This window comes from Halogeometricum sp. S3BR5-2 (genome assembly GCF_031624635.1).
Classification (GTDB): domain Archaea; phylum Halobacteriota; class Halobacteria; order Halobacteriales; family Haloferacaceae; genus Halogeometricum; species Halogeometricum luteum.
Genome location: NZ_JAMQOQ010000006.1, coordinates 76,002 through 96,305 on the forward strand (window position 1 = coordinate 76,002; position 20,304 = coordinate 96,305).

At 67.3% G+C, this 20,304-nt stretch carries 21 protein-coding genes and 4 tRNA genes; 11 read left to right on the forward strand and 14 right to left on the reverse strand.

The features are described 5' to 3' along the window. Window positions 1-37 precede the first annotated feature (37 nt). Window positions 38-1,528: a single-stranded DNA binding protein gene (locus NDI79_RS19135; protein WP_310930296.1), complete on the reverse strand. Its 1,491-nt coding sequence runs from the start codon at window positions 1,526-1,528 to the stop codon at window positions 38-40. Window positions 1,529-1,750: 222 nt separating this feature from the next. After that, window positions 1,751-2,125: a hypothetical protein gene (locus NDI79_RS19140; RefSeq protein WP_310930297.1), complete on the reverse strand. Its 375-nt coding sequence runs from the start codon at window positions 2,123-2,125 to the stop codon at window positions 1,751-1,753. Window positions 2,126-2,286: 161 nt separating this feature from the next. Here NDI79_RS19140 and NDI79_RS19145 point away from each other — a divergent pair. Next, window positions 2,287-2,359 (forward strand) — tRNA-Arg (locus NDI79_RS19145). Window positions 2,360-2,608: 249 nt separating this feature from the next. Here NDI79_RS19145 and NDI79_RS19150 read toward each other — a convergent pair. Then, complete coding sequence (locus NDI79_RS19150; RefSeq protein ID WP_310930298.1) at window positions 2,609-3,274, reverse strand: helix-turn-helix domain-containing protein; 666 nt, start codon at window positions 3,272-3,274, stop codon at window positions 2,609-2,611. Beyond that, window positions 3,271-3,537, reverse strand: coding sequence for a hypothetical protein (locus NDI79_RS19155; RefSeq protein ID WP_310930300.1), 267 nt, complete (start codon window positions 3,535-3,537; stop codon window positions 3,271-3,273). Before NDI79_RS19155 ends, NDI79_RS19150 begins: the two co-directional genes overlap by 4 nt. Window positions 3,538-4,165: 628 nt before the next feature. Here NDI79_RS19155 and NDI79_RS19160 point away from each other — a divergent pair. Further along, window positions 4,166-4,238: transfer RNA gene (locus NDI79_RS19160), tRNA-Arg, on the forward strand. 113 nt (window positions 4,239-4,351) lie between these two features. Here the strand turns inward: NDI79_RS19160 and NDI79_RS19165 are convergent. Next, window positions 4,352-4,573, reverse strand: a complete 222-nt coding sequence (locus NDI79_RS19165) for a DUF7564 family protein (protein ID WP_310930301.1) — start codon at window positions 4,571-4,573, stop codon at window positions 4,352-4,354. A gap of 147 nt (window positions 4,574-4,720) precedes the next feature. Between NDI79_RS19165 and NDI79_RS19170 the strand changes: the two genes are divergently transcribed. Continuing rightward, a complete protein-coding gene (locus NDI79_RS19170) occupies window positions 4,721-5,341 on the forward strand; it encodes a DUF309 domain-containing protein (RefSeq protein ID WP_310930302.1) in 621 nt (206 codons plus the stop codon). Window positions 5,342-5,345: 4 nt separating this feature from the next. Here the strand turns inward: NDI79_RS19170 and azf are convergent, their stop codons facing one another. Beyond that, window positions 5,346-6,146, reverse strand: coding sequence for an NAD-dependent glucose-6-phosphate dehydrogenase (gene azf, locus NDI79_RS19175; RefSeq protein ID WP_310930303.1), 801 nt, complete (start codon window positions 6,144-6,146; stop codon window positions 5,346-5,348). Between the two features lie 93 nt (window positions 6,147-6,239). On the opposite strand from azf, the gene NDI79_RS19180 reads away from it, so the two are divergent. Both NDI79_RS19180 and NDI79_RS19185 read left to right on the forward strand, forming a co-directional pair. Further along, window positions 6,240-6,584 carry a dihydroneopterin aldolase family protein gene (locus tag NDI79_RS19180; protein WP_310930304.1) on the forward strand — a complete coding sequence of 115 codons (345 nt, stop codon included), beginning with the start codon at window positions 6,240-6,242 and terminating at the stop codon, window positions 6,582-6,584. Window positions 6,585-6,668: 84 nt separating this feature from the next. Then, window positions 6,669-7,199, forward strand: coding sequence for a DUF5790 family protein (locus NDI79_RS19185; protein WP_310930305.1), 531 nt, complete (start codon window positions 6,669-6,671; stop codon window positions 7,197-7,199). Between the two features lie 47 nt (window positions 7,200-7,246). On the opposite strand, the gene NDI79_RS19190 is transcribed toward NDI79_RS19185, so the two are convergent. Continuing rightward, on the reverse strand, window positions 7,247-7,993 hold the full coding sequence (locus NDI79_RS19190; RefSeq protein WP_310930306.1) for a creatininase family protein: 747 nt from the start codon (window positions 7,991-7,993) through the stop codon (window positions 7,247-7,249). 125 nt (window positions 7,994-8,118) lie between these two features. On the opposite strand from NDI79_RS19190, the gene NDI79_RS19195 reads away from it, so the two are divergent. Beyond that, on the forward strand, window positions 8,119-8,418 hold the full coding sequence (locus NDI79_RS19195; protein WP_310930307.1) for a DUF5789 family protein: 300 nt from the start codon (window positions 8,119-8,121) through the stop codon (window positions 8,416-8,418). Window positions 8,419-8,459: 41 nt separating this feature from the next. Here NDI79_RS19195 and NDI79_RS19200 read toward each other — a convergent pair whose 3' ends face one another. From NDI79_RS19200 to NDI79_RS19210, 3 genes are all read right to left on the reverse strand, one after another. Then, a complete protein-coding gene (locus NDI79_RS19200) occupies window positions 8,460-10,406 on the reverse strand; it encodes an ABC transporter ATP-binding protein (RefSeq protein ID WP_310930308.1) in 1,947 nt (648 codons plus the stop codon). A gap of 132 nt (window positions 10,407-10,538) precedes the next feature. Continuing rightward, window positions 10,539-10,814: a DUF7538 family protein gene (locus NDI79_RS19205; RefSeq protein WP_310930310.1), complete on the reverse strand. Its 276-nt coding sequence runs from the start codon at window positions 10,812-10,814 to the stop codon at window positions 10,539-10,541. 87 nt (window positions 10,815-10,901) lie between these two features. Next, window positions 10,902-11,402, reverse strand: a complete 501-nt coding sequence (locus tag NDI79_RS19210) for a DUF192 domain-containing protein (RefSeq protein WP_310930312.1) — start codon at window positions 11,400-11,402, stop codon at window positions 10,902-10,904. A 90-nt stretch (window positions 11,403-11,492) separates the two neighbouring features. Here NDI79_RS19210 and NDI79_RS19215 point away from each other — a divergent pair. From NDI79_RS19215 to NDI79_RS19230, 4 genes are all read left to right on the forward strand, one after another. After that, window positions 11,493-11,565, forward strand: a tRNA-Val gene (locus NDI79_RS19215). Between the two features lie 352 nt (window positions 11,566-11,917). Next, complete coding sequence (locus NDI79_RS19220; protein ID WP_310930313.1) at window positions 11,918-12,424, forward strand: hypothetical protein; 507 nt, start codon at window positions 11,918-11,920, stop codon at window positions 12,422-12,424. 57 nt (window positions 12,425-12,481) lie between these two features. Beyond that, window positions 12,482-12,555, forward strand: a tRNA-Phe gene (locus tag NDI79_RS19225). 317 nt (window positions 12,556-12,872) lie between these two features. Next, window positions 12,873-13,295, forward strand: coding sequence for a DoxX family protein (locus NDI79_RS19230; RefSeq protein ID WP_310930314.1), 423 nt, complete (start codon window positions 12,873-12,875; stop codon window positions 13,293-13,295). A 126-nt stretch (window positions 13,296-13,421) separates the two neighbouring features. On the opposite strand, the gene NDI79_RS19235 is transcribed toward NDI79_RS19230, so the two are convergent. The 4 genes from NDI79_RS19235 to NDI79_RS19250 form a co-directional block, all read right to left on the reverse strand. Next, window positions 13,422-14,324 carry a DUF502 domain-containing protein gene (locus tag NDI79_RS19235; RefSeq protein WP_425499635.1) on the reverse strand — a complete coding sequence of 301 codons (903 nt, stop codon included), beginning with the start codon at window positions 14,322-14,324 and terminating at the stop codon, window positions 13,422-13,424. A gap of 103 nt (window positions 14,325-14,427) precedes the next feature. Continuing rightward, a complete protein-coding gene (locus tag NDI79_RS19240; protein ID WP_310930315.1) occupies window positions 14,428-15,300 on the reverse strand; it encodes a DUF5995 family protein in 873 nt (290 codons plus the stop codon). 34 nt (window positions 15,301-15,334) lie between these two features. Next, window positions 15,335-17,026: a histidine kinase N-terminal 7TM domain-containing protein gene (locus tag NDI79_RS19245; RefSeq protein ID WP_310930316.1), complete on the reverse strand. Its 1,692-nt coding sequence runs from the start codon at window positions 17,024-17,026 to the stop codon at window positions 15,335-15,337. A 110-nt stretch (window positions 17,027-17,136) separates the two neighbouring features. Beyond that, window positions 17,137-18,060 (reverse strand): UbiA family prenyltransferase, encoded by a 924-nt coding sequence (locus NDI79_RS19250; RefSeq protein ID WP_310930317.1) that lies wholly within the window; start codon window positions 18,058-18,060, stop codon window positions 17,137-17,139. A 250-nt stretch (window positions 18,061-18,310) separates the two neighbouring features. On the opposite strand from NDI79_RS19250, the gene NDI79_RS19255 reads away from it, so the two are divergent. Continuing rightward, window positions 18,311-20,299, forward strand: a complete 1,989-nt coding sequence (locus tag NDI79_RS19255; RefSeq protein ID WP_310930318.1) for an alpha-amylase family glycosyl hydrolase — start codon at window positions 18,311-18,313, stop codon at window positions 20,297-20,299. Window positions 20,300-20,304: the final 5 nt, after the last annotated feature.

Consider the following 20,304-nt stretch of genomic DNA (forward strand, 5'->3'; position numbering starts at 1 on the left):
CGAACACCGAACTGACGGTCGGAGGAGACGACGGCGGTCAGCGCGTGACCGACTTGACGTCGGTGGCGTCGATGCGACCCTCGCGGACCGGTCCGCGGACGGTCACCTCGGCGCCCAGTTGGAGGCTCTCGGTCGTCTCGACGCTCCGCGTCTCCGTCCCGTCGTCGAGGACGACGGGACTGCCCGACTGCACGACGGTGCCGGTGAACTCCTCGACGGCGCCGTCTCCGGCGTCGACGGCCGCGCCTTCCGCGTCCGTCTCCGTCGCGTCCGCCTTCGTTCCCGCGTCGCCGCCGTTCGACGCGTCGGCGGACGACGCGCCATTCTCGAACGCGTCGAGGCCGCGCGACTGCGACTGCCGTCCGCCGCTCCCGGCGTCGCTGTCGGCGCCGGCGCCAGCGCTGGCGCCGGTCGCCCCCTCGGGGGCCTCGTCCATCACCGAGACCGTCGAGCGCCATCCGGCGGAGGCTTCGAGGTCGTCCTGCCAGCCGTCCTGTATCTCCACGTCGGTGAAGACGACGTAGTCCGCGAGGTCGATGTCGGCGTCGGCCTTCTCGCCCCACATCGCGACGCGGATGTCGCCGGTGCCGTCTTTCACGCGGACGTTGCGGACCTGTCCCTCCGACCCGTCGTCGCGGTCGAACGTCCGCTTGGGGTCCGTCTCGATGACGCCGCCGGCGATGTCGACCGTCTGGTCGAGTTCGAGCGACGCGATGTCGGTCGTCTCCGGGACGTACTCCACGTCCTCGTCGAGTTCTTCGACGGTTCCGCGGTTGCCGACGTGGAGTTCGAGGTCGCCGTCGCGTTCGCGGACGTAGCCGTCGACGACTTCGACGGTGACGCCGGCGTCGAACGCCTCCGCGAGGTCGGCTTTCTCGTCCCACAGCGTCACGCGGATGCGACCCGTCGGGTCGCCCAGCGTAAGGTTGGCGACGCGACCCTCGGAACCGTCGTCGCGGTCGAACGTGCGGACGGTGTCGGTGCTGAGGACGCGACCCTTCAGGTTCACGTCCGAGAGACCGAGCGAGAGGTCCTCGACGCGGTAACTGTCCTGCGTCTGCACGTCTATCTCGGCCTCGGAGTCGGGTTCGACCTTGTCGACGCTGACCTCGACGCCGTTGTAACCGTCCTTCGGCCGACCGGCGACGCGGAGCACCTGTCCCACTTCGAGGTTCTCCAAGGCCTGCTCGGCCATCTGGTCCCACAGCGAGATGCGGATGCGGCCCGTCTCGTCGGCGACTTCGACGTTGACGACGCGGCCGTCCTCGTCCTCGCCGTCGCGTTCGAACGTGCGGAGTTCCCCGATACTCATCACCTTCGCGAGGAACTTCACGTCGTCCATGCCGGGTTCGATGTCGGCGACGCCCTCGACTTCCTCGTCGCGGAGTTCGTGGGCGATGAGCATCGCCGCCGTCTCCTCGTCGGCGAGGCCGCCCATCTGTTCGACCTTGTCGTTCACGGCGGCCTCGAACTCTTCGAACGGGACGTCGGTGTCGAGGTCGTCGTACACCTCCTCGATGGCACCCATCTACGCGGCACCCCCGTCGCGGTTCCGGCGACGCGCTTCGGTCCGGACGGGACTGTCCGGGGTTCGGAGCGGAGCGACCACAATCATACACGGGTTCAAGGTAGGCCCGCGCTTAAGCGTTGTCTTGTCGGGAGTATCCGGCCGCAGTCCCCCGATTTCGGCGTCTCGGTCTGGCACGTCGAGGCTGGCCTCCTCACCCGACAAAAACGTTCGCCGGCCCGCTCAGAGCGACGCGACGAACGCCTCCCGTCGCCCGTCGGCGTCGTCTTCGACGAGCGTCACCGTCCCCGGTAGCCCGCCGGCGAACTCGACGGCGACATCGTATCCCAACTCCGCGATAGCTTGGATGCTCATCGGACCGGCGTCGGGGTCCCGTTCGGTCACGACGACCACCCGGAGTTCGTCCGCCTCCGCGTCGTACGTCGCGCCGCCGAGGGCGGCCATCGCGGCGCCGTCGCGCCCGCGGACGTGTCCGCGGCAGACGACGGTGTCGTCGTGCGATTCTATCGTCGCGTCGGGACGGTCCTCGCGGGCGGAGAGCGTCGCGGACCGAACCGTCGGCGCGTCGCCCGCGCCGTCCGTCGAGTTATCGGTCATGGGCGACCTAACGCGCTCCGCGGAGTTAGAGCCACCGCGCGTTCGGCGGACGACCGCTCGCCGGGAGAGACGCTCGACGGACGCCGCGCGGCGGGGTGGCACGGCCCGCGGGGGCGCCGTATCGGAACCGATTTCAAGGGGTGGCGGTTACAGTCGAGTGAGTCCTGATAGGGTAGTGGACTATCCTCCTGGCTTGCGGAGCCAGGGACCGGAGTTCAAATCTCCGTCAGGACGCTTCTCTGCAGCGCAACCCGACGAGCGTAGCGAGTCGGCCGCGCTACAGGAACGGACGCAGCGGAGATTTGAGCAGCGAGCGAACGAAGTGAGCGAGTGAGTTCAAATCTCCGTTGGGCCATCGGCCCGACGTGCCTCACACTCGCTTCGCTCGTGTGAGACTCCGTCAGGACGCTCACTTCGTCACCGGAAGCGACACAGGTCGAGCCATCGGGGATACGCCGCCGCCACTGCGCCGGTAGCCGTCGGTCACTCCGGCGCTTCGCCGTCGTCCATCAGAGACGACACGATGAGTCGTCTGATTCCGCGTCGGAGGAGACCGCTGGCTGCGGGTTGAGAGATGTTCAGGTCGGCGGCGACCTCGCCGAGCGTCGCGTCCCGGGGTTCCTCGAAGTACCCGGTTTCGAGTGCGACGAGAAGCGCGTCTCGTTGGCTGTCGGTCAATCCGGCGTCCGTGCTACCTAAACTATCGTACTCGTTCACGCGCAGGAGGTCGAGGTCGATGCCGTTCTGTTGCGCGTAGTCCCAGAGGTGCACTAGATCCGTTCGCTCGGGAATCCACACCGTGAGGATCCAAGCGCTTCCGTCGTTCTCCATGTCGAGGACGACGCCGTTGGCGGCCGAGATTACCGGCGAGAGAACCTTCGCTTCGTCGGTGTACTCGAAGCTGTAGATAGCCTTCTCGCCTCTCGTTTCGATGACTCGCTCGTACCCGCGAACGGTGCTGTCGTCCCGCAACCCGTCCTCGAACCGGGAGAAGTCGGAGGACTCTATCTGATAGAAGAACTTCCCCGACGTCGGGTCGGTTCCCGCCTCGGACACCGACCTGACCTTCGAGCTTCTGTCGTGTGCGACGGTCTGTGTGAGGACGATATCCGGATGCTCGGCTCGGACGACCGCTTTGACGTCGGTCATGGTCTCTGGAGTCTCGATTTCACCGTGTCGAATGTCGCGCGGAGGTTTTCGAGACGCTCGACGGCACTCGACATCGCGGTGCTCGCTACCGGGGTCGTAGCACCGGGCGTGAAACGGCTTACCTGCACCGGCCGGCCGCGAGTCGTGAACACGAGGCTCTTCGTCGACGCTCCGCGTCTCGGATCTGTCGAGCGGTTCGGGTTCGTCGGCCGGGAGGTAGCGTAGTCTCCCTCCGAGCCGACCGTTTCGACGCGTTCGTCCACGGCTACGTCTATATCTCAGTTCCGCGGGTGAAAAGTATCTTCCACATCCTCTCCAGTCGACTAGTCACGAACGACGGGTCGGAGCCGGCGGGGAGGTAAATTTCCGGTTCGGTCTCTCCGGTCCGCTCGTCGGCGCGGGTTCGCGGTGTCATACAGTTCGAAGGACGGCCCGTAACCGCATCGGTTTGTATCTTAACCGTATAACCCACTTATACCGCGTCCGCGGTGGTTCGTGCTCTCCGGGGGCCCCGCACGTCGCCCGATGGAGGCGGTAAGCGCGAGCAACGCGAATCGAGGACGGCAGTCGTCGCAAAGAGCGCCGCGCGGGGAGTTCGATGCGCGTCCACCTTCGTTCCGAATCAGCGTGCCGGCGGCCCTGCTGAGCCGCGTGCCTGTTGGTTCCCCCAGCGGTCACTTTCTTGCGGGCCCACAGGGCAGTACCCCATCGTTACAGACGACCGTCTCCCGCAGTGCATCTCTCTCGTAATTCCGAACAATCGGCCCGCAAGATAGTGAGGGCTCACTCCGCCGCATAGCGTTCTACGGGATGACTTGGTATCTCGTCGTCTCGACGACCGACCAACGACATCGTAACCGTCTTAAGTGGATGCGCTGTATCGAAGAGTGAGTCCTGATAGGGTAGTGGACTATCCTCCTGGCTTGCGGAGCCAGGGACCGGAGTTCAAATCTCCGTCAGGACGCTTCTCTGCACCGCAACCCGACGAGCGTAGCGACCGGACGCAAGGCTCACACGGTGTGAGGCGAGTCTACGAAGCGGGGCACGACGAACGGGAACGGACGAAGTCGACGCCGACTACTCCCGGTCGTACCGCGACGGCGCGTCGTCCTCGTCGACGATGCGTCGGACCGAGGAGACGACGCGCGAGCGCATCGGGCGCGGTTTCGGCCGCCCGCGACCGGACCGCCGGTTCGACCACGCCTCGTGGCAGTCGCCGCAGTAGTTGCCCTTGTACGTGCCCGTGAACAGGTACGGGTCGCCGCACCCGATGCAAGTGGAGGTGGCGAGTCGTTTCATCCAACGTCCTCCGCGGGAGTCGAGAGTTGGAGTCTGTTCATATGCTATCAAGCCACATATGTTCCGGGAGTAGATAAGCTTGTCACCGAGAACGAACGAGCAGGCGGTCGCGTGAGGTATTTGGGTTCGGAAGGCCCTCGAAAACGCATGGAACGAGCGCTCCGCGTCGGCGCGGCGGTGTTCAACGAGGGGGACCACCACGCCGCCCACGACGCGTGGGAAGAGGAGTGGCTTCCGCTCGAAGCGGGGACCGCCGACGAGCGACTGCTGCACGGACTCATCCAGTACACCGCCGCGGTGTACCACGCGCGGAACCGCAACTGGAGCGGCGCGCGGGGACTGGCCGAGAGCGCCGGCGAGTACCTCGGCGGAGTGGCGCCCGACTACCGCGAGGTGAACGTCGGGGCGGTTCGAGCGTACCTCGGCCGCCTCGCCGCCGACCCGGAGTTCGCCGAGCGAGCGTCGCCCGTCCCGCTGACCGTCGGCGGCGTCGCCGTGCGCGCCGAGGACCTCTCGTTCGAGGGCGTCGCCGAGGCGGCGCGACTCCTCGCGGCGGACGGAGAGCGGTGGGACGAGGGCGTGGTCGAAGACGCCGCGCGCTACGGGCGCGAAGAGGTCGAAGCGGACGCCTCCACGACGCGGTTCGTCGCCCTGCTGTTCGAGTTCGTCGGCGGCGGGGAACGGCGCGGCCTCGTCTACCAGCGGTTGCGAGAGCACACGGAACGGCGGCGCGGGCGGGAAGAAGACGTGTCCGGGCTGTTCGAGTGAAACGTCACGCCTCGTCGGCGGACTCGGGTTCGTTCTCGCCTTCGCCCTCGTACTCGGCGGAGTTGTCGGTGGGTTCGTAGCCGAGGACGGACCGCGCGCGGTCGATGGAGTAGTACCTGCGGTCGTTGCCGCTGATTCCGTAGACGATTTCGTAGTCGTAGTCGGCGAGGACGCAGCGCTCGAACAGGTGCGCGCAGTCGCGGTAGGAGAGCCACATCGCCTGCCCGCGTTCGTAGTCGATGGGCGGATGTCCCTCCGTCAGGTTGCCGATGCGGACGTTGACGACGGAGAGGTCGTAGTGGTCGTGGTAGTAGCGACCGAGAATCTCGCCGGTCGCCTTGCTCACGCCGTAGAGGTTGCTCGGGCGGGGGAGTTCGGTGCCGTCGAGGCGGAACTCGTCCTCGGGCCGGTAGAGGTCCGGCTTCCGGTCGGTCGTCTCGTAGGCGCCGACGGCGTGGTTCGACGACGCGAAGGCGAACTTCTCGACGCCCGCGTCCACCGCCGCCTGAAACAGCGCGTGCGTGCCGTCGATGTTGTTCCGGAGGACGCTGTCCCACGGCGCCTCCGGACGCGGGTCGCCGGCGAGGTGGACGACGGCGTAGACGCCGTCCATCGCCTCGCGGACGCCCGCCTCGTCGGTGATGTCCGTCGCGAACACGTCGTCCTCGGCGACCGAGTCCGGTCGTTTCTCCTCCCCCAACTGTTCGCGGTCCAGCAGTCGCCACTCGAATCGGTCCCCGATGTGCCGGAGAATGGCCTGTCCGACACGCCCGCCAGCCCCTGTCAGCAGAACCGGTTCGTCCATTCGATACGTACTCTGCGAAGGACGGCTAAGAAATATCCGATTCGCGCCGCCGCGAGGCGACACACCTATGCCCGCTCCCCGGAAGCCACCGGCATGCCCACCGACGCCGAGAACGCCTGCTTCGAGGCGGGAATCAAGTTCGGGTCGCTGTACCACCAGTTCGCCGGGACGCCCGTCAGTCCCGACAGCGCCGACAGCCTCGCGCGAGCGATGGAGGAGTCGATAGAGAACCAGCCCCACTGCGAGGACGTGCGCGTGACGATGCTCGAGGACGAACTGGCGGCCGAACTCGCCGCGTCGACGGCCGACTACACGGAACTGACGGGCCGGTTCCTCGAAGTCGAGATGGAAATCGAGTACGAGGGACTGACCGCGGAGACGCGAATGGAGATGGAGGACGGCTACCCGCTGATGAAACTCGTCTCCGTCGAAGAGTGAATCGGTGTCGAGACGCCCCCTCGAACCGGATTTCACTTTCACTTTCGGGCGTGTATTTAAACCGCTCGGACGCGAAGCGGAGGTATGAGTAGCCAGAGCACACTCGCTGATGACGACCTGTTCGGAGAGGCTGCTGAGGAGATGCGCGCGGAGGTCGAAGACCATCTCGACGCCGCCCGAAGCGCGCTTCCCGCCGCCGACGACGTCTGGGACGCCGAGGCCGACAACGTTCTCGGCGTTCTCAACGGCCTGCGCTCCTCGCTGGACGTGGGCGACGCCGACGACCACCTGCGACAGGCCAAGAAGACGTTCATCATCGGCCAGCGAGCCGAGGCGTTCGAGGACGCCGACGACTTAGAAGAGGAGATAGAGTCAATGACGGAACTGCTCGACTCCGTCCGCGAGACGGGCGAACTCGTGGGCGAACTCACGAGCGCGATGCCGCAACTGCGGAGTCAGTTGCAGGAGGCCGAGGACGCCTCGGAGGCGGACGCCGGGGAGGAGGAAGAAGAGGAAGCCGACGCCGACGACGAAGAAGCAGAAGAAGAGGAGGAAGCGGAGGCTGACGTCGACGCCGACGAGGAGTCGGCGGACGAGGCCGAAGCGGACGACTGACGCCGGAGTCGTCCCTCCGGGGGCGCGGACGCGCGGCCTCGCTCGCATCACTCGCGCCGTTCGGGTCGCGAGACGTCCCGTTCGGCGACGGCCGAGGTGAGTCGCGACAGCGACGACGCCGCCAGTTCGAGCAGTTCCTCGCCCACCTCGGCGCTCCCCGCCGAGGGGTCCCCGACGACGCCGTTCTCCGTGAACTCCGCGGAGTCGTGGGCCAGGTTGACCCCGGCGGTCCAGTCGCCCCAGCGCGGACTCCCGCCGTCGCGCGCCTCCTCGATGCGGTCCTCGCGGACCAGTTCGGGCGCGACCCGTCGGAGCAGCGCCGTCTCCAGTTTGCCGCCGTGTCCCATCTCCGCGCCGTAGTCGCCGACGGCCTCGAACCAGGTGAACGCGACGGCGTAGGCGTCGTCCTCTCGCGTTATCGTCCCCGTCACCTCGCGCAGGGCGTCGACGTTCCCGCCGTGACCGTTGACGACGACCACGCGGTCGAAGCCGTGGGAGGCGAGGCTGGTCGCCGTCTCGCGGACGGTATCGCGGAACGTGTCCGGCGAGAGCCACAGCGTCCCGGGGAACTGCCGGTGCTCGGCGGCGACGCCGACGGGGAGCGTCGGCGCGACGACCACCTCGCCGTCGTACGCCTCCGCCCCCGCCTCGGCGACGGCTTCGGCGGTGAACGCGTCGGTTCCGAGCGGCGCGTGCGGGCCGTGTTGTTCGGTGCTGCCGACCGGCAGGTAGGCGATGTCCGTCTCGCCCGCGAGGTCCGATACGTCCGTCCACGTCGCCTCCGTGAGTCGCATGCTTCGCCGTCCGCGTCGGAGTCGCTTGTAACCGGCGGAGCCTTGGAGTCGACCCCGTATGCGAGGTGAGACCGAGAGACGGGGCGGCCCAAAGACCATTCAAGCGGGCCCGAGAACGCGGAAGTATGAGCGACGAACGAAGCCAAGGCGTCGACTTCGGCGAGTTGGGCGACGAACTGGAGAATCACGACTACCCCGCGACCGCCGAGGAACTGACCGAGGAGTACGGCGACTGGACCGTCGAGTACAACGACGGCGAGGAGACCCTCTCGAACGCCCTCGAAGGCGTCGGCGTCGACGAGTTCCAGTCGGCCGAGGAAGTGTTCGAGACGGTGATGATGATGGTCGGCGAAGAGGCCACCGACGAGGGTCACAGCGGACGCGGCGCCGGTACCGCCCCCGACGAAGACACCGACTCGTTCTGAGCGGTCGGCCCGATTCGCGCGGTCCCGGACTCTTTTCGCTGTCAGTCGCCGCCGGACTCGGACTCCACCGCCGTCCGCGAGGCGCGGCGACTGGCGCGTTCGACGAACTCCTCCGGCAGTTCGTCTATCTCGCCGGCCTGCACGCCCCACAGGTGCGCGTAGAGGCCGTCCTCGGCGAGCAGTTCGTCGTGTCCGCCGCGCTCGACCACCCGGCCGTCCTCGAGGACGAGGATGGTGTCGGCGTCCTTGATGGTCGAGAGACGGTGGGCGATGCTGAACGTCGTCCGGTCCTCCGTGAGGCGGTCCAAGGAGCGCTGGATGAGCATCTCCGTCTCCGTGTCGACGTCGGAGGTGGCCTCGTCGAGGACGAGGATTTCGGGGTCTTTGAGGATGGCGCGGGCGATGGAGAGTCGCTGGCGCTGCCCGCCCGAGAGCTTCACGCCGCGCTCGCCGATTTCGGTGTCGTAGCCCTCGGGGAGGTTCGAGATGAAGCCGTGGGCCTCGGCGGCCTTCGCGGCCTCGACGACTTCCTCGTCGTCGGCGCCGAACGACCCGTACTTGATGTTCTCGGCGACGGTGCCGTAGAACATGAACGTGTCCTGACTCACGTAGCCGATGGCCCGCCGGAGGCTCGGAATGGTCACGTCGCGGACGTCGGTGCCGTCGATTTCGATGGCGCCCTCGTCCACGTCGTACATCCGGAGGAGCAACTTGAGGACCGTCGACTTCCCGGCGCCCGTTGGACCCACGAGGGCGAGCGTCTCGCCGCCGCCGACCTCGAAGGAGACGTCCTCGACGATGGTCTCGCCCTCGTCGTAGCCGAACGTCACGTCGTCGTAGACGACACCGCCCTCGCCGACGGCGAGTTCGTCGGCGTTCGGGTCCTCGGTGATGCGGGAGGGTTCGTCCATCAGCCCGAAGATGCGGGCGCTGGAGGCCTTCGCCCGCTGATACATGTTAATAATTTGACCGAATTGGGCCATCGGCCAGATGAACCGCTGGGTGAAGATGATGAAGCCGACGAACTCGCCGGGGGTGAGCGCCCCGCTGAAGAAGAGCGGCGCGGACTCGGTCGCCTGGTAGGTGAGCACCCAGACGCCGCCGACGAGGAAGGTGAGTACGAAGCCGGCACCCGCCATGACGCGGAGGGCCGGGAAGAACTTGATGCGCGTGCCGATGGCGTCCCAGTTGGCGTCGAAGTAGTCGCCCGAGACGTCCTCGACGCGGTCTGACTCGAAGCTCTCGGTGTTCGAGGTTTTGATGACCTGGATGCCGCCGAGGTTGTTCTCCAGTCGGGAGTTGACGCGGCCGACCGACGAGCGGACGTCGGCGTACTTCGGCTGGATGGTCTGGATGAACCGGTAGGTGAAGTAGCCGATGAGGGGGACGACCAGCAGGGTGACGACGGCCAACTGCCAGTTCCAGTAGAGGAGGATGGCGGCGATGCCGACGACCATCACGCCGAGGCGGAACGCGGAGTTCATCCCGTCGTTGAGGAATCGCTCCAACCGGTTGACGTCGTTCGAGAGGATGGACATCATCTCGCCGGTCTGCTTGTCGGCGAAGAAGTCCATGTTGAGCCGCTGCATCTTGTCGTAGGTATCGGTCCGAACGGCGTGTTGGATGTGCTGAGAGAAGGAGTTCCAGCCCCAGTTGCGGGACCAGTGGAACGCCGCGCCGCCGAAGAAGGCGCCGGCGATGAGCGCCGTCGAGAGGTAGAGCTGTCCCGTCTGCGTGCTCGGAATCCACGCGTCGGGGACGAGCCAGAGGTCGAACGCCCGCTCGTCGAGGAAGATGGCGTCGACGGCGACGGTGAGCAACACCGGCGGGATGAGGTCGAGGAGGCGGGCGAGGACGCTGGAGAGCAGACCGACGACGAACGCGAACGAGTTCTCCCGCCCGTACTCGGCGAACAGCCGCCCCATCGGGTTGTCGACGTTCGCCCGTTGGTCCTCGAAGGGGTCGTCTTCGTCTACAGGAGGAGCCATTGGAGTTCTCAGGGGACGGTCGCACTAAAGCGTTCGTTACGAACCGAAACACTCCGGAATCCGGCGCGTCCCGGAGGGTCCGACGGGGCCGGATGTCGACTCGTACTCGGACCCCGGACCACGCTTCGCACCTCAAAGCTGCCGCGACTCCACCTCGGGGTCGATACCGGCCTCGGAGAGGTCCTCTCTGACGCGGGCGCGGAGGGGGTCGGGAACCGTCTCCCGGCCGACGGGAACCGCCGTCTCGCCGTCGCCTTTCACCTTCCAGTAGAGGACGCACGCGGAGGGTTCGTAGTACTCGATGCTGTATCGGTCGTCGGCGCCGCGGTAGTGGACGCGGGCGGCGAACCCCTCGGCGCGCCACCCCTCCAAGTCGGCCAGTGCGGCGGCGTCTGCGGCGTCACTCATACGTAGACTGGTCCCTCCTCGGCCCTCGGTGTTTCGCTTCCGGGCGATGGTCGGGCGGGAGTACGGTCGGAGCGATGCGGTCGGACGTCAGTAACCGTCGATTCTGACCGTGTCGCCCGCGCTGACGCCCGTCTCGTTGGTGTAGCCGTACGGCACTTCGAGCACGTACTTCCCGGTGCCGCGGTAGCGCGTCAGGTCGCCCTCGGAGCCCTCGGGCGGGAGTTCGGCGTGGTGTATCCGCGTGATAGTTCCGTTGGCGTCGATAAAGACGATGTCGAGCGGGAAGGCCATCTCCCGCATCACGTAGGCGTGTTCGCCCTCGGAGTCGTGGACGAACAGCATCCCCTCGTCGGGTCCGAGCGATTCGGTGTCGCTGAGACCCGTGTAACGCTTCTCGTAGGTGTCGGCGACGCGCACGTCGACTTCGGTCAGGACCTCGCCGTCGGAGACGACGGAGACGGAGGTTCGGTTGTAGTCGCCGCCGTCGCCGGGGAGCAGCGTCGGATTCGAGGCGACGGCGAGTGCGCCCGCCGAGACGAGGACGAGGACGACGAGGACGGCCGACCCGAGCGAGTACCGCGAGACCATACCGGAGGAACGGACGCGGCCGACCTAACGGTTCCCCCGCGCGCGGCGATTGGAAACGGTTATCCGCGTGTGCGGATTCGTTCGTGTTGCGGGCTCGTGGTCTAGTGGTTATGACGCTTCCCTTACAAGGAAGAGATCGGTGGTTCGACTCCGCCCGAGCCCATTTCTGACGACACGCAGCGACGAGCGAAGCGAGTCGTCCGTGGAGTCGAAATGGGCGACGTGGAGTCGAACTCGGGAGTGGAGCGAACGAAGTGAGCGGAACGAGGATAGTTCGACTCCGCCCGAGCCCATTGGATTTTGTGACGAATCGAACGGTGAGTCACAAATCCGTATATCGAGGGCGAGTCGAATCAGGGAACGAAGTGAGCGAAGCGAACGGAGCGACCGAGGTTCGACTCCGCCCGAGCCGATCAGAATCCACGAGCGACGCGACTTACGGAGACGCGCTACATTCGCCGTTTCTGACACACAGCCGACAACTACACCCGTCGCGGGGTCGTAGCCGGATGCGTATGCACCGATCACTCGCCCTCGGAATCGCGCTTCTCCTCGTCGCGTCGGGCGTCGGCGGCGTCGCGTCCGTGGCGGCGGCGTCTCCCGCCCCGTCGAGTGACGCCTCCACGCTCGCGGCACAGCAGGCCCCCCGACAGCCGGGCGGTACGAACGCCGCGGCGGCGAAGGGGAGCGAACAGCAGTTCGACTTCGACCTCGTCCGGACGTCGAACTGCGGAATCGCCTGCCGGGACGTGACCGTCCGGGTGACCAATATCGGAGACGACCCGGTGCGGAACGTGCGCGTCAACTCGCGTCTGAAAGCCGGAAACAGCGTCGTCTGGCAGGGGAACGACGCCGCCCGGGCGCTGGAACCCGGCGAGTCGAAGACGGTGACGAAGCGCGTGCGAGTGGGACCGCTCGACGCCTACCGAATCCAGCGGAACGGCGGGACGGTGGCCGCGGTCACGACGGTGACTTGGAACGGCGGGAGCGAGACGTTCACCGAACGTCGAAAAGTCGCGTAGGGCGCGGCGGTAGCACATCGAAACGCTTTTTTGAATCATCGGCCTCTCTCGAAACGCGCCGCCTTAGCTCAGACTGGGAGAGCACTCGACTGAAGATCGAGCTGTCCCCGGTTCAAATCCGGGAGGCGGCATTTTCCTGCGAACTACCGAGGGAGCGGAGCGACCGAGTCGTGAGCAGTGAAAATGTTCCCCGAGCGGATTCTGAACCAGCGAGCGACTGAAAGGAGCGAGTGAGGTTCAAATCCGGGGCGACATCACGATTCTACGCGATCTGCACTTGAGAGCTGGCCGAGCTGTCCCCGTCGCCGCGAACGCAGTGAACGAGCGAGATACGAATCCGGGAGGCGACGACGCGAACGAGCGAAGCGGACGCGGCGAGCGTGCGACTCCTCCCGAGTCACCACCGCGAGAACAACACTCTTCACCCGCGGCTCCGACCCCCGGACGAATGTCCACGTCCTCTCGGATCGAGCGGCCGCTGTTGTACCTGATGAGCGCCTTCTACGCGTTCGCCGGCGTGATGCACTTCGTCGTCCCGGAGACGTACGAGCGAATCGTCCCGCCGCAGTTCCCCCGGCGGCGCGCCCTCGTCTACGTCTCCGGCGTCGCGGAGGTGGTTCTCGGCGTCGGCGTCCTCTTCCGACGGACGCGCCGCCCGTCGGCGTGGGGTCTCGTGGCCCTGTTGTTCGCCGTCTTTCCGGCGAACGTCTACATGGCGACGAACGACACGCTGGGCGACGTGGTTCCCGACCGCTTCCGGGGGGTCGCCCGCGTCGCGGCGTGGGTTCGGCTCCCGCTACAGGGCGTCCTGATGCTGTGGGCGTTGCGGTACGCGCGCCCGGCGTCCGACCCGACGGGCGAGTCGTCGTAACCTCCCGTTCGAACCCGACGACTCGGGTGCCCGGGAAGAGCACGTCCCGAACGATGCCGAGTACCCCCGTGGTTTGAGTTGCCACTCGGCACACAAAGTGCGTCGGTGGAAAAGAACTCCGCAGAGTTACGAACCGTTCGAGTCGGTACCGTCTCGACGGGGTTCGTCTCCGGTTGTATCTTCGCTCTCGTTCTCGCGCTCGGTATCCTCCTCGTCGCGCGCGATGGCGTTCTGGAGGTTGTCGATGTCGGTGATCTTATCTAAGTCGCCCATCGTCAGTTCGGTCTTCTGCTGGCTGTTGTCGCCGGTGGCGACGCCGCTCGTGAGGATGCTCCGGACGCCCTCCTCGATGGTCATGTCCACGTCGTACACCTGACTTCGCGGGACGTGCGTGAGGAAGCCGCCGGTGACGGGGTTCGGTGCGAGGGGGACGAACATCGTCACCATCTCGTCGTGACCCGTCGTCTCCTCGACCGTCGTCGGCGACTGGGCCGTCTCGAAGCCGATGACGTAGACGTCGTCGCCGAGCAGTTGGACGAGTTTTATCTCTTGGAAGTTCTCCGCCTCCTGGTCGAGCATCACGTCGCCCATCCGCCGGAAACTCTTGTAGACGGTTCCGAGACCGGGGATAGAGGAGATGGCGAGGTCGACGAAACTGATGACGCGTTCGCCGTAGCGGTTCCGACCGACGGAGCCGACGAGGACGATGACGCCGAGGAGAACCAGAATCGCGACCAGTTCCGTGAAGAAGTCGATGACTACCGAGTATATCTCCAGTTCGATGAGCAACTGGATGAACCCGGCGCTCTTGACGAACGAGATGACGCCGAGCCACTGCAGCAGGTCGATGACCGGACGGAGAGCGTTCGTGACGAACTCGAGGGCGACGTTGAGGATGTACAGCGTGACGATGAACGGAATGATGATACCGATACCTCGCATCAACACGTCAAGCGTTCCTTCGTAGAGGGATTCGCCGGCCTCCTTCGCACTCGGATGGGACGGGGTGGATGAGTCCGAACCAGACATTCAAGTATCGGTCCATAACACCGCACTCATATCAACGGCTCGGCCACCGGCCGCCGAGAGCACCAGTACCACACCGTCGCGGGGACCCGAACGCGGCGGGGGGTCAGCGCTCCTCCTCGGCGGCGCGTTCGAGCGCCCGCAGCGACTCGTGGACCCGGTCGTTCGCCCGCGAGGAGAGGATGAGATGCGCGGCGCCCGTCGAAGTGACGGCGTTCGTCCAGCGCGCCAGTCGCCGCCGCAGGCGCGAACGCGACCGGAGCGCGACGGCCGTCCGCCACGCGCTGTCGCGGCACTCGTCGACGGTGAAGACGAGAAACCGCTCGTCGAACGGTCCGAGCGACTCGTCGAGCGCCCGGAGTCCGGCGGCGTCCCGCGCCGCCAGGGCGTCCTGCGTCGCGTCGACGACGTCGCGGATGACGTCGGTGACGGCGCGGTGGTCGGCGCGCTTGATCGCCCGGTCGGGGTCGACGTCGACGGCGGCCACGGCCAGCGAGAGGTCGTAGTTGATGTGGGCGTTCACGCCGAGCGCCGCGTCCTGAACGACGAGCGAGTCGCCGCGTTCGGCGGCGTCGAACGCCAGCAGCCACGGGTCGGCCAGCGACGCGAAGTTCCCCGACTCGTAGTCGTGGACGGCGACTCGATAGAGGTTCGCGAAGGCGACGAGGTAGTCGTGGACCCACTCGGGGTCCTCGAACGCTCCGCGTCGGATGCGCTCCGCGACGGCGCCGGTCATCCGCACGTACACCGAGAGGAACGCGGCCCGGCGGTCCCCGCGCGCCTCGAACGCCGCGCAGAGCGCCCGCAGTCGGTCGTGCGCCTCGTCGGCGTCGGCGTAGGGTTCGGCCGAGAGCGCCAGCAGTTCGGGGTCACTCTGCCGGGCGGACGGCGTCGGCGGGCGCCTGCGGACGCCCTCGGCGGCGGCGCGGACCCGTCTGCGGCGCCGCGCGGGGCCGGACGACCGCGCGGTCGGTTGCATACCGTAGAGCATCTCCGCCGGACGGCATAACCGTTCACACCTCCGGCGGCGCGTCCCCGGCGGACCGGCCGTCGGCGCTCCGGTCGAGACGGGGGACGTCGACGGTGACGACCGACCCGTCCGGGTCGTTCTCGGCGAATCGGACCTCCCCGCCCGCTATCTCGGCGCCCCACTTGACGATCCAGAGTCCGAGGCCGCTCCCGTGCACCAGTGCGCTCTCGGTGCCCTCCTCGAGCACCCGGAGTTCGTAGTCGTCGATGCCTGGACCGTCGTCCGCGACCGAAACGAGGACGCGGTCGCCCTCGATACGGGTCGTCACCCACACGTGCGGGCGGTCGCGGGGGTTGTGCTCGACGGCGTTAGCGAGGACGTTCGAGAAGACGGACTTGAGCAGTCCGGCGACGACGACGTCCCCGTCGGGCGTGTCGCAGTCGACGACGGCGTCGGGATGGGACTCGCGGACGCCGTCGACGCAGCGTTCGAGCAGGTCGGCGAGCGGTTTCGGTTCGCCGTCCTCGCGCCCCTCGTCGAACAGTTCGATGGCCTCCCGTCCCTTCCGACTGATCTCCTCGATCCGGAGCGCCCGGCGCTTGACCACGCGGGCGTCCCCGTCGTCGGCGAAGCGGTCGACGTAGCCGTGGATGACGTTCGTCTCCGTGCGGATGTTGTGGCGAAGAATGCGGTTCAGCACTTCGAGTCGCTGCTGTTGGCGCAGGTGTTTGCCGACGTCGTGGAACGTGACGACCCGGCCGATGGGGACGCCACGGACGTTGGTGATGCGCGTCACCGTCACGTCGTACGGGTGGCCGCCGGCCGCGTCGCCGACGGTGAGGTGTCCGGAGAGCGCCCCCTCCTCGGGGAAGCGCTCGTACTCGGGGATGACGGTTTCCGCGGGGGAGCCGAGCGCCTCGCAGGCGTCCACGCCGAGGATTTCGATGCCGCTGTCGTTGATGTCGACGACGTGGTCGTTGATGTCGACGACGACGGCCCCCGCCTGCATCCGGTCGAAGAGGAACTGGCGGGCGCGCTTCTTCGGGGCCGGACTCGTCCCGAGCAGGCGGAACCGGGTGAGCGCGCCGAGGTAGATGACGCCGGACAGCGAGAACGCGACGGGCGTCGGGTCGACGGCGCCGACGGGGAGGACTCCGACGATGAAGAGGGCGTTGGTGACCCACGGGGCGAGCAGACCGACCACGAGGGCGAACCCCTGTGTGCGGAACGTGACCGCCTCGCTGGCGAGGAGGTCGACGAGCAGGATGACGCCGGAGAGCCCCAGGAGGTAGGTGTACCCCGCGATGAACCAGTACCAGACCCCCCCTTCTCGAATCTCAACGGCGCCGGAAGCGGTGGTGTACACGCGCGCGTACAGCAGGTCGTGGACGCCGCCGGTGGCGGCCAGGAGGACGGTGGCGGCGGGGACGAGAGAGAGGAGGACGACGTAGCGGGGACGGGCGAACTGGTCGCGGCCGGTGTACTCCAGGGCGAACAGGAGCCACGCGACGGGGATGACGACGACGCCGACCCAACTGAAGCGCGACCAGAACAGTTTCGAGGCGATGTCGGTCGCCTGGAGTTGGAACACTATCGACACCGACCAGACGCACTGGCCGAGCAGCAGTCCGGCGAGCGGCGTCGCACCCGGTTCCGGTCGCTCTCGCCACGCGAGCACCGCCGCCGCTGCGCCGACGGCCACGGAGACGAACAGGAGGGGGACGAGCGGGTTCACGGGAACTCGATACCGCACACATCCCGTTCAGGCCATATGAAGTATCCGGCGAGGAGGGAAATTCACGCGAACGATCTAAAATGGCTGTCCGCCGACAGTTCCGCCGGGACTCAGACGGCGAGGGCGACGGCGACGGTCAGGACGACGAGCGCCTTCAGTTCGCCGGCGATGGCGAGGCGCCCGTAGTTCTCCGTGCGGCCGACGAACGCGGTGACGACGAGTGTGTACGCCAGACCCGCGAGGACGCCGCCGGCGAGGGGGCCGGAGAGCAGTCCCTCGGAGAACGCCCACGCGACGAACGCGCCCAGCGACGCCACGACGACGTAGAGGATTCGCCGGGTGCGGACGACGCCGAACACCACCGGGAGCGTCGAGACGCCGATGGCCGCGTCGGCGTGCCTGTCGCCGACGTTCGGAATCTCCGTGTTGACGAACGTGTCGACGAAGAAGTAGACGAACACGACGGCGACCGTCGGGGTGAGCGCCGCGTCGGCGAAGGCGAGGGGGAGGCCGAGAAGCGCGACGGCCCACGCCCCGGCGACGACGGCGGAGTTGACGAGGAGGACGTCCTTCAGTCGGGTGAGACGGGCGCCCGCGGAGGGGAGCCAATCGGAGGCGTACAGCACCCAGAACGCGCCGGGAAGGACGGCGATGGCGAGGGCGAGCGGTCCGCCCGTCAGCGAGAGCGCCAGCGCGAGGCCGTACGCCGCCGCCGAGAGCGTCGAGAGCGTCCGTCCGTGTCGGCGCACGAACGCCGACTGCTCGGGGTTCGACAGTTCGTCGGTGTCCGCGTCGGCGATTCGGTCGCCCACGTAGACGGCGAACGTGACGAGGCCGACGACGACCGGTGCGAGAGACAGGGGAAGCGAGAGCGCGACCATCGCGGTCAGCACCTCCGCCACCGCGACGACGACGAGGTAGAGGGAGCCGTAGACGAGGAGGTCTTTCAGTTGTCGGTAGCGTTCCGACACCGTGCGACGCAGGCGGTCGACGCCGTCCGCGGGGGCGGACGCGTGGTAGGGTTCGTTGGACATGGGTTGGGTTGGTTCGGGAACCGCGCGGGTCGACCCGGCCCGGTTACCGCTGCCCTAACCGCGATGACATGACCGGTTAGTTACTGGTTACATATCCGAACGGACACAATCCTTAACTGTTAGTTTAGGCCGCTCAACGAGACGTTTGACCCGAAAGAACGTGTCAGATGCGGCGTCAGCGCGTCTACGGCGAGGAAATCGGCCGGCACGCTTTTTCCTCGTTTCCGGGTAGTCGGGAGTGACTGATTACATGAGCAGTGGATTTCCCGACGTTCGAGAGGGAAGCGTCCTCCGTGTGCCGGCGCTGGACGCCGAGCGGGTCGAGATGCGGTTCGCCCCGATACTCGCGCGCGACCGGTTCGACCCCGGCGAGTGGCGGCGCGAGGCGCTCTCGGCCGACCCCGACGCGGACGAGTGGTACCGAATCGACCTCGCCGACCTCGACCTCCCGGACGGGCGCTACGAGTACGAGTTCGTCGTCCACCGCGACGGCGAGGACGAACCGGTCGTCGCGGCGGACCCGTTCGCCGAGGAGATAACCCGCTTCCGCGGACACCGCGGCGCGTTCCGCATCCGGGACGGCGAGCGGTTCCGGCCGCCGTTCTCCTGGGAGGACGAACTGACCCCGCCGGACGGCGAGGAGAGCGAGGAGCGCTCGCTACCGGCGAACGAGGAACTGGTCGTCTACGAACTGCCGCTCCGGTGGGCGGCGTCGGCCTCCGGGGAGCACCGGCGGGACGTGCCCGACGGCGACTTCCAGACGCTCCTGACCGACCACCTCGACCGACTCGCGGACCTCGGCGTCAACGCCATCGAACTGCTGCCGATACAGGACGCCCCCGTCAGCATCAACTGGGGGTACGGGACGCGCTTCTTCTTCGCGCCCGACCTCGACTTCGGCGGTCCCGTCGACGCCAAGTTCCTGATAAAGGAGTGCCACCGGCGCGGCATCCGCGTGCTGATGGACGTGGTGATGAACCACGCCACCGAGACGCCCCTGGTGACGCTGGCCGGCGACCGATTCTTCCTCGACCCCGAGGAGAAACCCGACCGGCCCCAGTGGGGCGGCCGCCGGTTCGACTTCGAGGCGTCCGTCGACGGCTACCACCCCGCGCGGGAGTTCTGCCACCGGATGGCCGCCTTCTGGATCGAGGAGTACCACGTCGACGGCTTCCGGATTGACGAGTTCAAGGGGATGGACCACCGCGCGTTCGTCCAGAAGTTCCGCGACCGGGCGCGGGCGGTCCACGAGGAGGCGTTTCCGGACCGCCCGTTCTTCGTGGTCGCGGAGGACTCGTGGGGTCGGACCGAAATCGTCCGCGACGACGAGGCCAACCCCGACGACCGGGACGTGGTCGACGGGATGTGGAACTTCGACTACCGTGACGAGGCCCGCCGGTTCCTCCGCGACGACGTGGAGAGCGAACCCGAGGAGGCGACGCGGACCGACCGCGTCCGCGCCCTCGTGACGGGCGACCGGACGTGGGACGACCGCGAACGGGCGTTCGAGGACGGGTTCGGCGACCTCTCGAAGGCGGTCAACTACCTCACCTCGCACGACATCGGCGAACCGCACGAGCGGCGGTTGATGAACCTCTTCTTCGGCGACCTCATCGAATCCGAGGGGTTGGGAGACGGCTCCGTCGAGAACGTCCGGTACCTCCTCGACGACGTCGCCACCGCCGGACCGAGCGTGCGGATGGACGCTCACACGGAGGCGCTCGACCGGGTTCGCGGGTCGTTCGCGCTCCTCCTCACGTCCGTCGGCGTACCGATGTTCCTCGCGGGCGAGGAGTTCGGGGAGATACACGACCTCGACTACGGCCACTGGCAGCGCCAGATGGAGGACCCCATCCGGTGGCACCGCCGGGAGTACCCCGGACACGACGACCTGCTGTCGGCCGTCCGCGACCTCATCCACCTGCGGACCTCGACCGAGGCGCTCCAACGGGAGGAGACCGACCTCTTCTACACCCACCACGAGTTCGACGACCCGGACGCGTCCCGCGTGTTCGCCTACTGCCGGACCGCCGGCCGCGAACTCGGCGGCGAGGGGCAGGTGGTCGTCGTCGCCAACCTCGGCCCGCAGGAGTTCGACGGGTACGAACTGCCGTGGGAGTGGGACGACGCGACCGAACGCGGCGCGTCCATCCGCGGGTCGGCCCCCGAGTTCGACCCCGAGGCGGGCGAGGCGACGATGTCGCTGGCGCCGTTCCAGGTGCGCGTGTTCGAGACCTGAGTTCG